The following is a 14,995-nucleotide window of genomic DNA, read 5'->3' on the forward strand; positions in this document are numbered from 1 at the left end:
TCCGCATACCGACCGTGACACTCCGGAAGGTGAGCTAACCGTCCGTTTCGCACGTGTCTGTCTCCTATCCGTTTGTCCGGATTTCGGGTTTTCGGCCTGGGGTGATGTTGTGAAAACGAGACCACTTAAGTGTGGTTTACGGTCTGGGAGTCCTTGAGGATGGCTCCATTGAGCTCGGGTCAATGGGTCACGCGCTGTGGGGAGCGCCGACTCACGAGCACACTCGGGGCACTGTTCCTATCGCCGTCAGGGGTGTCGGCGAAACGTACCTGTGTCCTTCACATCAGACAGTGGACTCATGAGGAGGAAACCCATGCGCGGTGCCAAGAGCGCCAAGTGGGTAGCGGGCGCGATTGTCGTCGCCCTGGCAGCGACCGCCTGTGGCGGTGGCGACAAGGGCAGTGCCGCCAAGGGTGAGGTTGACCCGAACGGTATCTACTCGATCGAGGTCGGCGAGCCCGAGAAGCTCCTGCACCCGGCCGACACGATGGAGTCCAACGGCTCCATCGTCATGTCGGGCCTGTTCTCGCAGCTGGTGGACTACGACGCCGACGGCAAGCTGACCATGGTCAACGCCGAGTCGGTCACGTCCCCGGACAGCAAGCTCTGGACCGTCAAGCTGAAGTCGGGCTGGACGTTCCACGACGGCACCAAGGTGACCGCCGACTCGTACGTCAAGGCCTGGAACTGGGCCGCGAACATCGACAACAAGCAGGGCAACGCCTCTTGGTTCGCGGACATCAAGGGCTTCGAGGCCGTCCACCCCGAGGCCGAGGGCGCCAAGCCCACCGGCACCGCGATGGAGGGTCTGAAGGTCGTCGACGAGAACACCTTCACCATCGAGCTCGGCAGCGCGGTTCCGTACTTCGCGTACAAGCTCGGCTACGAGGTCTTCTCCCCGCTGCCCGAGTCCTTCTACAAGGACCCCGCGGCCGCCGGTGAGAAGCCGGTCGGCAACGGCCCGTACAAGTTCAAGGCCTGGGAGCACAAGAAGCAGATCGAGCTCGCGCGCTTCGACGACTACAAGGGCGAGAACAAGGCGAAGAACGGTGGTGTGATCCTCAAGAACTACTCCACCCTCGAGACCGCCTACGAGGACCTGAAGTCGGGCAACGTCGACGTCCTGCGCCAGATCGGCCCGAAGGACCTCCCGGTCTACCGCGCCGACCTCGGTGACCGTGCCGTGGACCAGGCGTACTCCGCCGTCCAGACGCTGGCCATCGCGTTCTACGCCGACCAGTGGAAGACCCCGAAGCCGGTCGACCCGAAGGTCATCCAGGGCCTGTCGATGGCGATCGACCGCGACACCATCACCAAGACGGTGCTCCAGGGCACCCGCGAGCCCGCCACCGGCTGGGTCGCCAAGGGCGTCCTCGGCTACACGCCGAACGCGACCGGCGACATCACCAAGTTCAACCCGGCCAAGGCCAAGGAGCTCATCACCGCGGGTGGTGGCGTTCCGAACAACGAGATCTCGATCCAGTTCAACTCGGACGGCGGCCACAAGGAATGGGTCGAGGCTGTCTGCAACAGCATCACCCAGGCCACCGGCGTGAAGTGCACCGGTGACGCCAAGCCCGACTTCCAGGCCGACCTCCAGGCCCGCAAGTCGAAGCAGGTCAAGTCGATCTACCGCTCCGGCTGGGTCCTCGACTACCCGGTGAACTCCAACTTCGTCAGCGACCTGTTCCGTACGGGCGCCGGTGGCAACCAGGGCGGCTTCACCAACCCGGAGCTGGACGCCAAGATCGCCGCGGCCGACTCCGCCGCGTCGCTGGACGAGTCCGTGAAGGCGTACCAGGCCATCGAGAAGGACCTGGTCAACTACATGCCTTCCATCCCGCTCTGGTACTACAAGGTCAACGCGGGCTACTCGGAGAAGGTCCAGAACGTCAAGTACGCCCAGGACGGCGACCCGATCATCGAAGACGTCGAGGTCAAGAAGTAAGTTCCGCAGCGTAATTTCGTTCGACGGATGTGGGCCGGCGGGGAGCCGGCCCGCATCCGGGCCTATACGCAGCGCCCGGGGGGCCCTTTCGCGACGCAGTGACGTAACCGTCACGCGCGTGCGTGGCGAAAGGGCCCGTCCGGCTGCGCCTGCCGCATCTTCTACGGAGGCACGATGGGGCGCTATGTCGCACGACGACTGCTCCAGATGATCCCGGTCTTCTTCGGGACGACCCTGCTCATCTTCTTCATGGTGTACAGCCTGCCCGGCGATCCCGTGGCCGGACTCTTCGGGGACAAGGGCACCGACCCCGCCACGCTCGCGAAGCTCCGCCACGAGCACGGCCTGGACCTGCCGATCCTTCAGCAGTACTGGAACTACATCTCCGGCATCCTTTTCCACTTCGACTTCGGGTCCCAGATCCGGAGCGGCCGTGAGATCACCGAGGTCATCGGCGGCGCCTTCCCGGTGACGCTGCGCCTGGCCCTGATGGCCTTCGCCATCGAGATCGTCCTCGGTCTCGGCCTCGGCATCGTGGCCGGCCTCAAGGCCGGCAAGATCGCCGACAACCTGGTCCTGATCCTGACGCTGCTGATCATCTCGATGCCGGTCTTCGTCCTCGGCTTCATCGTCAAGTCGGTGTTCGCCTTCCAGCTCGGCTGGATCGACCCCAACGTCAGCAACGACGAGCTGTGGAGCGAGCTGCTCGCCCCGGCCATCGTGCTGGGATCCCTCTCGCTCGCCTACGTGGCGCGCCTGACCCGCACCTCGATGGCCGAGAACCTGCGCGCCGACTACATGCGCACCGCGATCGCCAAGGGTCTGCCCAAGCGTCGCGTCATCGGTGTGCACCTCATGCGCAACTCGATGATCCCCGTCGTGACCTTCCTGGGTACCGACATCGGCGCCCTCATGGGCGGCGCCGTCGTCACCGAGGGCATCTTCAACGTCAAGGGCGTCGGCGGTCTGATCTACGACTCGATCGTCCGCCGCGAGGGCCTGACCGTCGTCGGTGTCGTCACCGTCCTGGTCGTCGTCTACCTGATAGCCAGCCTGCTCGTCGACCTCCTCTACGCGGTCATGGACCCGAGGATCCGGTATGCCTGACATGACCAAGACCGAAACCGTGGCGGCCGCGACCCCGTCGGCGCCCGGCGCCCCGGTGGAGCCGGCGAAGGCCGAGAAGGCACGCAGCCTCTGGGGCGACGCCTGGGCCGACCTGCGTCGCAACCCGTACTTCATCGTCTCCTCCGTGCTGATCCTCGTCCTGCTGCTGATCGCGGCCCTCCCGGGCCTGTTCACCAGCGCGGACCCCACCAAGGGCGACCTGGTCAAGCACTTCCTGGCCAAGCCGGAGCTGGCCAGCGTGGGTTCGCCCGACTGGCTCGGTTACGACGGCCAGGGCCGCAGCGTCTACGCGCGCCTCATCTACGGCACCCGCGCCTCGATCATCGTCGCCGTCGCCGTGACCCTGATCGTCACGATCGTCGGCTCCATCACGGGCATGATCGCGGGTTACTTCGGCGGCCTCACGGACGCGATCATGTCCCGGGTCACCGACATCTTCTTCGGCATCCCGTTCCTGCTCGGCGCGATGGTCGTCCTCCAGGCCTTCACCAAGCGCACCGTGTGGACCGTCGTCTTCGCCCTGGCCTTCCTCGGCTGGACGCAGATCAACCGCGTGATGCGCGGTGCGGTGATCACCGTGAAGCAGGCCGACTACGTGCACGCCGCGAAGGCGCTCGGCGCGGGAACCTCCCGGATCCTGATCCGGCACATCCTGCCGAACGCCATGGCACCGGTGATCGTGGTCGCCACGATCGCGCTGGGCGGCTACGTCGCCGCCGAGGCGACCCTGTCCTACCTCGGTCTCGGACTCGCGTCCCCCACCATCTCGTGGGGTGTGGACATCTCCGCCGGTGCCGCGCAGATCCGGGTGGCGCAGCACATCCTGCTGTACCCCTCGATCATGCTGAGCATCACCGTCCTCGCGTTCATCATGCTCGGCGAAGCGGTCCGCAACGCCCTCGACCCGAAGCTGCGCTGAGGAGGGCGTAAGTGATCACTATGGACAACACCAGTACGGTTCCCTCCCCGCGTGACGGGGACCAGCAGGGCCCGCTCCTCGAAGTGCGCGACCTCCACGTGGAGTTCCACACCCGCGACGGCGTGGCCAAGGCAGTCAACGGCGTCAACTACAGCGTGAGCGCCGGCGAGACCCTCGCCGTCCTCGGCGAGTCGGGCTCCGGCAAGTCCGTGACGGCGCAGGCCATCATGGGCATCCTCGACATGCCGCCGGGCAAGATCCCGCAGGGCGAGATCCTCTTCCGCGGCCAGGACATGCTGAAGATGAGCTTCGAGGAGCGGCGGAAGATCCGCGGCCGGAAGATCGCCATGATCTTCCAGGACGCGCTGTCCTCCCTGAACCCGGTGCTCACCGTCGGCTACCAGCTGGGCGAGATGTTCCGCGTCCACCAGGGCCTGTCGAAGAAGGAAGCCCGGCTCAAGGCCATCGAGCTGATGGACAAGGTGAAGATCCCGGCTGCGAAGCAGCGCGTGGACGATTACCCGCACCACTTCTCGGGCGGTATGCGCCAGCGCATCATGATCGCCATGGCGATCGCGCTGGAGCCGGACCTGATCATCGCCGACGAGCCGACCACGGCCCTCGACGTGACCGTCCAGGCCCAGGTCATGGACCTGCTGGCCGAGCTCCAGCGCGAGCTGAACATGGGTCTGATCCTGATCACCCACGACCTCGGCGTCGTCGCCGACGTCGCGGACAAGATCGCGGTCATGTACGCCGGCCGGATCGTCGAGACGGCCCCGGTGCACGAGATCTACAAGCGCCCGGCGCACCCGTACACCCGCGGTCTGCTGGACTCGATCCCGCGCCTCGACCAGAAGGGCCAGGAGCTCTTCGCCATCAAGGGCCTGCCGCCCAACCTCCTGCGGCTCCCCAGCGGCTGTTCCTTCAACCCGCGGTGCGTCGCCGCGCAGGACGTCTGCCGCTCGGAGGTCCCCGCGCTTCAGGTGGTCAGCGAGCAGGACGGCACCGAGCTGCCGGGCCGCCGCAGCGCCTGCCACTTCTGGAAGGAGCAGATCCATGGCTGAGCTCACCAAGAACGCCACCGAGCGCGAGCCGATCCTCCAGGTGCGCAACCTGGTCAAGCACTTCCCGCTGACCCAGGGCATCCTGTTCAAGAAGCAGGTCGGTGCGGTCAAGGCGGTCGACGGGATCTCCTTCGACCTGTACCGGGGCGAGACCCTCGGCATCGTCGGCGAGTCCGGCTGTGGCAAGTCCACCGTCGCCAAGCTGCTGATGAACCTGGAGCGAGCCACCGCCGGCGAGGTCTTCTACAAGGGCCAGGACATCACCAAGCTGTCCGGCCGCGCCCTCAAGGCCGTCCGGCGCAACATCCAGATGGTGTTCCAGGACCCGTACACCTCGCTGAACCCGCGCATGACGGTCGGCGACATCATCGGCGAGACGTACGACATCCACCCCGAGGTGGCTCCCAAGGGCGACCGGCGCCGCAAGGTCCAGGAACTCCTGGACGTCGTGGGCCTGAACCCGGAGTACATCAACCGGTACCCGCACCAGTTCTCCGGCGGCCAGCGCCAGCGCATCGGCATCGCCCGAGGCCTCGCGCTCAACCCGGAGATCATCATCTGCGACGAGCCGGTCTCCGCGCTCGACGTGTCGGTGCAGGCCCAGGTCATCAACCTGATGGAGAAGCTCCAGGACGAGTTCAACCTGTCCTACCTCTTCATCGCGCACGACCTGTCGATCGTCCGGCACATCTCGGACCGCGTGGGCGTCATGTACCTCGGCAAGATGGCCGAGATCGGCACCGACGCGCAGATCTACGAACACCCGACGCACCCCTACACGCAGGCGCTGCTGTCGGCCGTCCCGGTTCCGGACCCCGAGGCCCGCGAGGGCCGCGAGCGGATCATCCTCACCGGTGACGTCCCGTCCCCGGCCAACCCGCCGTCGGGCTGCCGCTTCCGCACCCGCTGCTGGAAGGCCGAGGAGAAGTGCTCCACGGAGGAGCCGCTGCTGGCGATCCCGACGCGCTTCAAGGGCCTGGACACCCACGCCGCGCACGAGTCGGCCTGCCACTTCGCGGAGGAGAAGGCCGTCCTGGCCGTCTGATCCCGCGGGCGTACGTCCACCAGGGCGCCCGGCACCGGATTCCTCCGGCGCCGGGCGCTCCGGCGTTTCCCGTACGGACAAAGCCAGTTGCACCCGCCCGCCGCCCGGGCGGACAGTGGGCCGATGACTGCCATGCTGACCGTCCGGCCCGCCGGGCCCGGGGACGCGTCCGACATCTGCGCCCTCCTCAACGCCGTCGACATGATCGAGATCGGCCGCCCGGAGACCGACCTGGGCACCGTGGAGGCCGACCTCCACCACCCCGACGTCGACCTGGCCACCGACTCCTGGCTCGCCTTCCAGGGCGGCCGGCTCGTCGCCTACGCCCTGGTCTGGTCCGATGCCGGACCGGGCAGGATCGACAGCGACCACTACGTGCTGCCCGGCCACCCCGAGGCCGCCCGCCGGCTGCTGGAGCTCATGGAGGCCAGGGCCCGGGAGATGGCCGCCGGGGCAGCGGAGAGCCGGCTGCGGCTCCAGCTCAACGTCGAGCCCACCCTCGACCTCGGCCTGCTCACCGGCCGCGGCTACCGCACCGTCCGCCACTACCAGGTCATGACCCGGCGCCTCTCCCCGGCCGCCGACCTTCCCCCGGCCCCTCCCGGAGGTCTCACCCTGCGCCACTGCGCCGCCGACGAGGCCGACCGCCGCCGGGCCCACGCCCTGGTCGAGCAGACCTTCGCGGCGCACTTCGGCCACGTGGATCGCGCGTACGAGCCCTGGCTGGACCACCTCGCCGCCCGTGAACTCGACTGGTCCCTGGTGTGGATCGCCTCGCTGCCCGGCGAAGGCGACGTGGCAGTGCTGCTCACCCGGGACGACCGTACGAGCATGGGCTGGCTCAGCCATATCGGCGTACGGGAGGACCTGCGCGGCCGCGGCATCGGCGGTTTCCTGCTGCGCCACGGCTTCGCGGTCTACGCGGCGCGCGGCCGGGACACCGTCGGCCTCGGCGTGGACACCGCGAACGAAACGGGTGCACTCGCGCTCTACGAGGCGCACGGGATGGGCCTGCACTACGCCGTCGACACGTGGGAGCTGCCTTTGCACCCGGAGGGGTGACAGGGGGCGCGAGCGAGGGTGCAATCGGTCCAACCATGCGTGTGCCCGACCCCACATAGGGTGACATTGGGCCCTAAGCGAGTCTTGGGATCCATAGGAGGCACTCCATGCGCGGAGCCACCCACGCCAAGTGGGCCGCATGTGCGGTGGCCGTCGCCCTCGCGGCGACGGCTTGCGGCGGCGACAGCGACAGTGGCGGAGGCGGTGGCGAGGGTGCGGGGATCGTCAGCTCTTCGTGGGGTGACCCGCAGAACCCGCTGGAGCCGGCCAACACCAACGAGGTGCAGGGCGGCAAGGTCCTCGACATGCTCTTCCGGGGTCTCAAGCGCTACGACGCGAAGACCGGCGCGGCCGTGAACATGCTCGCCGAGAAGTTCGAGACGACCGACAGCCAGAACTTCACGATCACCGTCAAGAGCGGCTGGAAGTTCAGCAACGACGAGCCGGTCACCGCCCAGTCCTTCGTGGACGCCTGGAACTACGCGGCGGACGTGCGCAACAAGCAGAACAACTCGCCGTTCTTCTCGGACATCGTCGGCTACCAGGACGTGCACCCCGCCACCGGCGAGCCCACCGCCAAGACGATGAAGGGTCTGGTCGTCACGGGCCCCAACACCTTCACCGTCGCCCTGAAGGAGAAGTTCTCCACCTGGCCCGAGACCCTCGGCTACCAGGCCTTCTCCCCGCTGCCCAAGGCCTTCTTCACCGACCACGCCGGCTGGCTCGCCAAGCCCGTCGGCAACGGCCCGTACATGGTGGACTCGTACACCAAGGGCACCGGGATGAAGCTGCGCACGTGGGACGCCTACCCCGGTACGGACAAGGCCCAGAACGGCGGGGTGGACCTCAAGGTCTACACCGACAACAACACCGCCTACACGGACCTGATCTCCGGAAACCTCGACCTCGTCGACGACGTCCCGGCGCAGCAGCTGAAGAACGTCAAGAACGACCTCGGCGACCGGTACATCAACCAGCCGGCCCTCATCATCCAGACCCTCACCTTCCCGCTGTACGACCCCCAGTGGAGCAAGGCGGGCACGGAGAAGGTCCGCCAGGGCATCTCGCGGGCGATCAACCGCGACGAGATCACCAAGCAGATCTTCCAGGAGACCCGCACCTCCGCCAAGGACTGGACCTCTCCGGCCCTCGGGGAGAAGGGCGGCTTCTCCTCCACCGTCTGCGGTGACGCCTGCGTCTACGACCCCGCGGAGGCCAAGAAGCTCATCCAGGAGGGCGGCGGGCTCCCCGGCGGCAAGGTCACGCTGACCTCCAACGTGGACACCGGCTCGCACCGCGACTGGATGGACGCCGTCTGCAACAGCGTCAACAACGCGCTCGGCGAGGGCCCGGTGTGCACGGTCAACCCCGTCGGCACCTTCGCCGACTTCCGCAACCAGCAGAGCAGCTACAAGCTGACGGGACCCTTCCGCTCCGGCTGGCAGGCCGACTACCCGCTGATCCAGAACTTCCTGCAGCCGCTGTACTACACCGGCGCCTCCTCCAACTACGGGAAGTTCAGCAACCCGGAGTTCGACAAGCTCGTCGACCAGGCGAACCAGGAGAGCGACGCAGCGAAGGCGATCGCCACGTTCCAGGACGCCGAGAAGATCCTCGCCGAGCAGATGCCCTCCATCCCGCTCTGGTACCAGAACGGCAGCGCCGGGTACTCCGAGCGGCTCACGGACGTGGCGCTCAACCAGTTCAGCGTCCCGGTCTACAACGAGATCAAGGTCAGCTGACCGGCTGACGGATCACACGGATCCGGGCCCTCCGCTGCGCGGGGGGCCCGCCGAACACCGACACGGGCCCACCCACACACATGGAGCACTCCATGGGACGTTATGTGATCCGGCGGCTGCTCCAGATGATCCCGGTGTTCATCGGCAGTACGTTCCTGATCTTCTTCATGGTGTACGCGCTCGGTGACCCGGTCGCGGCCCTCTTCGGCGACAAGGCGCCCGACCCCGCCACCGCCGCGCGCATCCGCAAGGACCTCTTCCTCGACCAGCCCCTGTGGAAGCAGTACCTCCACTACATGGGGCAGATCTTCCAGGGCGACTTCGGCACCGCCTTCAACGGGCAGCCGGTCACCGAGCTGATGGCCACGGCCTTCCCCGTCACCCTGCGCCTGACCATCGTCGCGATCGTCATCGAGATCGTCTTCGGCATCACCCTCGGCGTGATCAGCGGACTGCGCCGCGGCAAGTCCGTCGACACCTCCGTACTGGTGCTCACCCTCGTCGTCATCTCGGTGCCCACCTTCGTGACGGGCTATGTGCTCCAGTACCTCTTCGGCGTCAAATGGGGCTGGGTCAAGCCCACCGTCTCCCCGGACGCCCCCTTCAACGAGCTGATCCTGCCCGGCATCGTGCTCGCCCTCGTATCGCTCGCGTACGTCACCCGGCTCTCCCGCACCTCGATCGCCGAGAACGCCAAGGCCGACTACGTCCGCACCGCCACCGCCAAGGGGCTGCCGCGGCGCCGGGTCGTCACCCGGCACCTGCTGCGGAACTCCCTCATCCCCGTGGTCACCTTCATCGGCACCGACATCGGGGCCCTGATGGGCGGGGCCATCGTCACCGAGCGGATCTTCAACATCCACGGCGTCGGCTACCAGCTCTACCAGGGCATCCTGCGCAACAACTCGCCCACGGTCGTCGGCTTCGTGACCATCCTCGTCATCGTCTTCCTGCTGGCGAACCTGCTCGTCGACCTGCTCTACGCCGTCCTGGACCCGAGGATCCGTTATGCCTGACCCCGAGCGTCCCGCAGGCCCCGGCGGCTACGACCCCGTGGGGCCGCGCCCCCGCGAGGCCGTGTCCCCCACCGGACAGGGCGGTCCCATAGATCTGGCCATCGAAGAGGCCGAGAGCGTCGAGGGCATCGAGAAGGACGCGGAGCCCCGCGGCCCCGCCGGCCCCAAGGAGAAGGCCCGCTCGCTGTGGTCGGACGCCTGGCACGAGCTGCGCCGCAACCCGGTCTTCATCATCTCCTCGCTGATGATCCTCTTCCTGATCGTCATCTCGATCTGGCCCCAGCTCATCGCGAGCGGCGACCCCCTGCACTGCGAGCTGTCCAAGTCGCAGCAGGGCTCCGCCCCCGGCCACCCCTTCGGCTACGACACCCAGGGCTGCGACGTGTACACCCGTACCGTCTACGGGGCCCGCGCCTCCATCACCGTCGGCGTCTGCGCCACCCTCGGCGCCGCGCTGCTCGGCTCGGCGCTCGGCGGGCTCGCCGGCTTCTTCGGCAGCTGGGGCGACGCCCTGCTGTCCCGGGTCGCGGACATCTTCTTCGGCATCCCGGTGGTCCTCGGCGGCCTGGTCTTCCTGTCCGTCGTCACCAGCACCACCGTCTGGCCCGTGGTCGGCTTCATCGTCCTGCTCGGCTGGCCGCAGGTCGCCCGTATCGCCCGCGGCTCGGTGATCACCGCCAAGCAGAACGACTACGTCCAGGCCGCCCGGGCGCTGGGCGCCGGCAACGGCCGGATGCTGCTGCGGCACGTGGCGCCCAACGCCGTCGCGCCCGTCATCGTCGTCGCCACCATCGCGCTCGGCACGTACATCGCCCTGGAGGCCACGCTGTCGTTCCTCGGCGTGGGCCTGCGCCCGCCCACCGTCTCCTGGGGCATCGACATCTCCAACGCGGCCTCGCAGATCCGCAACGCCCCGCACATGCTGCTCTACCCGGCGGGCGCACTCAGCCTGACCGTGCTCGCCTTCATCATGCTCGGCGACGCGGTGCGCGACGCCCTCGACCCCAAGCTGCGCTGAGGAGCCCCGCACATGCTGCTCGAAGTCCGCGACCTGCACGTGGAATTCACCACGCGCGACGGCGTCGCGAAGGCGGTCAACGGCGTCGACTACTCGGTGGACGAGGGCGAGACCCTCGCCGTGCTCGGCGAGTCCGGCTCCGGCAAGTCGGTGACCGCCCAGGCCGTGATGGGCATCCTCGACGTGCCGCCGGGCCGGATCGCGGGCGGCGAGATCCTCTTCAAGGGCCAGGACCTGCTGAAGATGAAGGAGGAGGACCGGCGGAAGGTCCGCGGCGCCCAGATGGCGATGATCTTCCAGGACGCCCTCTCCTCCCTGAACCCCGTGCTCAGCGTGGGCGCGCAGCTCGGCGAGATGTACGAGGTCCACCGCGGCATGTCCCGCAAGGACGCCAAGGCCAAGGCCGTCGAGCTGATGGACCGGGTGAAGATCCCGGCGGCGAGGCAGCGGGTGGGGGACTACCCGCACCAGTTCTCCGGCGGCATGCGCCAGCGCATCATGATCGGCATGGCGCTGGCCCTGGAGCCCTCGCTGATCATCGCGGACGAGCCGACCACCGCTCTGGACGTCACCGTCCAGGCCCAGGTGATGGACCTGCTGGCCGAGCTCCAGCGCGAGCTGAACATGGGTCTGATCCTGATCACCCACGACCTGGGCGTGGTCGCCGACGTCGCCGACAAGATCGCCGTCATGTACGCGGGCCGGATCGTCGAGGCGGCCCCCGTCCACGAGATCTACAAGGCGCCCGCGCACCCGTACACCCGCGGCCTGCTGGACTCCATCCCGCGCCTCGACCAGAAGGGCCAGGAGCTGTACGCGATCAAGGGCCTGCCCCCGAACCTGCTGGCCATCCCGCCCGGCTGCGCCTTCAACCCGCGCTGTCCGATGGCGCAGGCGGTGTGCCGTACCGACGTCCCGCCGCTGTACGAGGTGACCGAGTCGCCGGTGGAGCGGACCAGCGCCTGCCACTTCTGGAAGGAGTGCCTCCATGGCTGAGTCCCTCCTGGAAGTGAAGGACCTGGTCAAGCACTATCCGCTGACCCGGGGCATCGTCTTCCGCAAGCAGATCGGCGCGGTCAAGGCCGTCGACGGGGTCTCCTTCGGCCTGCGCGCCGGCGAGACGCTGGGCATCGTCGGCGAGTCCGGCTGCGGGAAGTCGACCGTGGCCAAGATGCTGGTCAACCTGGAACGCCCGACGGCCGGCGCGATCTCGTACAAGGGCGAGGACATCACCAAGCTGTCGGGGCGCGCCCTCAAGGCCGTCCGGCGCAACATCCAGATGGTGTTCCAGGACCCGTACACCTCGCTGAACCCGCGCATGACGGTCGGCGACATCATCGGGGAGCCGTACGAGATCCACCCCGAGGTCGCCCCGAAGGGCTCGCGCCGGCAGAAGGTCCAGGACCTGCTGGACGTGGTCGGCCTCAACCCCGAGTACATCAACCGTTATCCGCACCAGTTCTCGGGCGGCCAGCGCCAGCGCATCGGCATCGCCCGCGGCCTGGCCCTCCGGCCCGAGATCATCGTCGCCGACGAACCGGTCTCCGCGCTGGACGTCTCCGTGCAGGCCCAGGTGATCAACCTGCTGGAGCGCCTCCAGGACGAGTTCAGCCTGTCGTACGTCTTCATCGCGCACGACCTGTCGATCGTGCGGCACATCTCCGACCGGGTGGGCGTCATGTACCTGGGCCGGATCGTCGAGATCGGCTCCGACACCCAGATCTACGACCACCCGACCCACCCGTACACCCAGGCGCTGCTGTCGGCCGTACCCGTCCCCGACCCGGAGGCCCGTGCCCACCGCGAGCGCATCATCCTCTCCGGCGACGTGCCGTCCCCGGCCAACCCGCCCTCGGGCTGCCCCTTCCGTACCCGCTGCTGGAAGGCGCAGGAGCGGTGCGTGGTGGAGGTGCCGCTGCTCGCGGTCCCCGCGGTCTTCCCGTCCGGCCCGGCGGCCCACCCGTCGGCCTGTCACTTCGCGGCGGAGAAGCAGGTGGTCCCGCCGACGGCGCCACCTTCGCCTCCGCCGCCTCCACTGACGAAGGAGTAGTGCAGACGGCCGATCATTTCCGGCCACCCCCGGGTGTCCGGCGCGGAAACGGCGGCCGCTGTGCTCAACCTCGTTTACACGGGGGCAACTTGACCGTTTCTGCCCCGAGATCTGGGGCATGCAGCCTGGACGACGTGCGGCCGTGCGGGTGCCGACAGCCGGCCGGAGAGGCGTACAGACTCTCCGGCCGGCCTCCCCCGTGACCCTGCCCATGCGCGGCGTGCGCCCCTTGTGCTGCCGGATTTCGATCGATGCGCTGGCACGGATAGTTATGATCCGTAGCGCACGGTGGGTATGACTCTCGCCGAGCACGAATCGTGTACCGATGTCCGCTCGACGTGGAGGTGAAACGCCGTGGCACTCTCGATCTCGGCCGTGGTGCTGCTGGCGATCGTCGTATTCCTGCTGGTCCGAAGGTCGGGCCTGAAGGCGGGACACGCGGTGGTCTGTGTGCTCCTCGGGTTCTATCTGGCGAGCTCCACCATCGCCCCGACCCTCAGCCAGCTCACTTCGAACGTGGCCAGCATGATCAGTGGGCTCAAGTTCTAGGGCGCCCCCTAGGCTAGGCGCCATGAACGGTCTTCCCGCCCGTCGGCTGCTCCTCGTGCACGCGCACCCGGACGACGAGTCGATCAACAACGGCGTCACCATGGCCAAGTACGCGGCCGAGGGTGCCCACGTCACGCTGGTGACCTGCACCCTCGGTGAGGAGGGGGAGGTCATCCCGACCGAGCTCGCCCACCTGGCGGCCGACCGCGACGACGGCCTCGGAGCCCACCGCGTCGGCGAACTCGACGCCGCCATGGCCGAACTGGGCGTCAGCGACCACCGGTTCCTCGGCGGCCCCGGCCGCTTCCGGGACTCCGGGATGATGGGCGCACCGCAGAACCACCGCCCGGAGGCCTTCTGGTCCGCCGACGTGGACGAGGCCGCCGCGTACCTCGTGGAGGTGATCCGCGAGGTCCGCCCGCAGGTGCTCGTCACCTACGACCCGGACGGCGGCTACGGGCACCCCGACCACATCCAGGCGCACCGGGTCGCCATGCGCGCGGCCGAGCTCGCCGCGGAGGGCGCGTACCGGCGCGACCTCGGCGAGCCGCACGCGGTCGGGAAGATCTACTGGAACCGCGTCCCCCTCTCGGTGGTCGAGGAGGGCTTCGCCAGGCTGCGCGCGGTCGGCAACGACGTGCCCTTCCCGGGGCTGGCCTCGCCCCAGGACGTGCCGGGGGTCGTCCCCGACGAGCGGATCACCGCCGAGATCGGCGACGAGGAGCGGTTCGCGGCGGCGAAAGCGGCCGCCATGCGCGCCCACGCCACCCAGATCGCCGTGGACGGGCCCTTCTTCGCGCTCTCCAACGACCTGGCGCAGCCGCTGTTCGCCCGGGAGTACTACGAACTCGTCGAAGGCCGGCCGGGCGCACCGGCGGGCGAGCGCGAGCACGACCTGTTCGCGGGGGTGGACGCGTGACCGGGACGCTGACCCCCGGGCGGCTCGCCGCCTGCCTGGGCCTGATGGTCGTGGGAGCGCTGACCGGCCTGGCCGGCTGGCTGGTGGTGGACCTGTGGTTCCCCGGCGGTCTGCTGCTCGCGCTGCTGGCCGTCTTCGGGCTGTTCCTCGGCGGGCGGATCGCGCTCGGGACCGGACTCGGGGTGGGCGGGGCCGCGGTCGGCTGGTTCCTCGCGTACGTGGTGCTCGGCATCCCGCGCTCCGAGGGGGACTTCCTGCTCAGTTCGTCCGGAATCGGCATGTACGCCTACCTTTTGGGTGGGACGGTGCTCGCTGTGATGTGCGCCACGATGCGCGGTCCGCTGGATCGGCCGGTTTCGGCCGCGCGGTCTGCCAAGTGACGTGGTGTCGGACTCCTTAGAGGGCCGGCGCGAGGGGAGCGGACGGCAGCCCGAGGGCCGCTTCAGGGGGGTTTGGCGGGGCCTATGAGGAACCAGTGATTCCCATGGGTCAGTTGCGCGGCGGCGGCGGCCAGTATGGTGGACGGGCCGCC

14 protein-coding genes are annotated in these 14,995 nt (G+C 68.3%); all 14 read left to right on the top strand.

Annotated elements, in window-relative coordinates; translation table 11 throughout:
* Nucleotides 1-313: 313 nt before the first annotated feature.
* A complete protein-coding gene (locus ACGFYQ_RS04500; protein WP_393739904.1) occupies nt 314-1,948 on the top strand; it encodes an ABC transporter substrate-binding protein in 1,635 nt (544 codons plus the stop codon).
* Between the two features lie 174 nt (nt 1,949-2,122).
* Entirely contained in the window at nt 2,123-3,055 is a 933-nt protein-coding gene (locus ACGFYQ_RS04505) for an ABC transporter permease (RefSeq protein WP_393739906.1), read from the top strand.
* Complete coding sequence (locus tag ACGFYQ_RS04510) at nt 3,048-3,995, top strand: ABC transporter permease (protein ID WP_393739908.1); 948 nt, start codon at nt 3,048-3,050, stop codon at nt 3,993-3,995. The genes ACGFYQ_RS04505 and ACGFYQ_RS04510 overlap by 8 nt, the downstream gene beginning before the upstream one ends.
* Before the next feature lie 20 nt (nt 3,996-4,015).
* Nucleotides 4,016-5,062 carry an ABC transporter ATP-binding protein gene (locus ACGFYQ_RS04515; RefSeq protein ID WP_393740881.1) on the top strand — a complete coding sequence of 349 codons (1,047 nt, stop codon included), beginning with the start codon at nt 4,016-4,018 and terminating at the stop codon, nt 5,060-5,062.
* A complete protein-coding gene (locus ACGFYQ_RS04520) occupies nt 5,055-6,107 on the top strand; it encodes an ABC transporter ATP-binding protein (RefSeq protein ID WP_393739910.1) in 1,053 nt (350 codons plus the stop codon). The genes ACGFYQ_RS04515 and ACGFYQ_RS04520 overlap by 8 nt, the downstream gene beginning before the upstream one ends.
* 123 nt (nt 6,108-6,230) lie before the next feature.
* Entirely contained in the window at nt 6,231-7,169 is a 939-nt protein-coding gene (locus ACGFYQ_RS04525) for a GNAT family N-acetyltransferase (protein WP_393739912.1), read from the top strand.
* Between the two features lie 107 nt (nt 7,170-7,276).
* A complete protein-coding gene (locus tag ACGFYQ_RS04530; RefSeq protein WP_393739914.1) occupies nt 7,277-8,911 on the top strand; it encodes an ABC transporter substrate-binding protein in 1,635 nt (544 codons plus the stop codon).
* Between the two features lie 92 nt (nt 8,912-9,003).
* On the top strand, nt 9,004-9,927 hold the full coding sequence (locus ACGFYQ_RS04535; RefSeq protein ID WP_393739916.1) for an ABC transporter permease: 924 nt from the start codon (nt 9,004-9,006) through the stop codon (nt 9,925-9,927).
* Nucleotides 9,920-10,945: an ABC transporter permease gene (locus ACGFYQ_RS04540; RefSeq protein ID WP_393739918.1), complete on the top strand. Its 1,026-nt coding sequence runs from the start codon at nt 9,920-9,922 to the stop codon at nt 10,943-10,945. Before ACGFYQ_RS04535 ends, ACGFYQ_RS04540 begins: the two co-directional genes overlap by 8 nt.
* Before the next feature lie 12 nt (nt 10,946-10,957).
* The gene (locus ACGFYQ_RS04545) at nt 10,958-11,941 is read left to right on the top strand and encodes an ABC transporter ATP-binding protein (RefSeq protein WP_393739920.1); all 984 of its coding nucleotides are present in this window, start codon (nt 10,958-10,960) and stop codon (nt 11,939-11,941) included.
* Nucleotides 11,934-12,995, top strand: coding sequence for an ABC transporter ATP-binding protein (locus ACGFYQ_RS04550; protein WP_393739922.1), 1,062 nt, complete (start codon nt 11,934-11,936; stop codon nt 12,993-12,995). Before ACGFYQ_RS04545 ends, ACGFYQ_RS04550 begins: the two co-directional genes overlap by 8 nt.
* A gap of 354 nt (nt 12,996-13,349) precedes the next feature.
* Nucleotides 13,350-13,544, top strand: coding sequence for a hypothetical protein (locus tag ACGFYQ_RS04555; RefSeq protein ID WP_053677094.1), 195 nt, complete (start codon nt 13,350-13,352; stop codon nt 13,542-13,544).
* Between the two features lie 22 nt (nt 13,545-13,566).
* The gene (gene mshB / locus ACGFYQ_RS04560) at nt 13,567-14,463 is read left to right on the top strand and encodes an N-acetyl-1-D-myo-inositol-2-amino-2-deoxy-alpha-D-glucopyranoside deacetylase (protein WP_393739925.1); all 897 of its coding nucleotides are present in this window, start codon (nt 13,567-13,569) and stop codon (nt 14,461-14,463) included.
* Nucleotides 14,460-14,843 (top strand): DUF6113 family protein, encoded by a 384-nt coding sequence (locus ACGFYQ_RS04565; RefSeq protein ID WP_393739927.1) that lies wholly within the window; start codon nt 14,460-14,462, stop codon nt 14,841-14,843. The genes mshB and ACGFYQ_RS04565 overlap by 4 nt, the downstream gene beginning before the upstream one ends.
* The last annotated feature ends 152 nt before the right edge of the window (nt 14,844-14,995 follow it).

It is taken from the genome of Streptomyces sp. NPDC048258 (genome assembly GCF_043201995.1).
GTDB lineage: Bacteria > Actinomycetota > Actinomycetes > Streptomycetales > Streptomycetaceae > Streptomyces.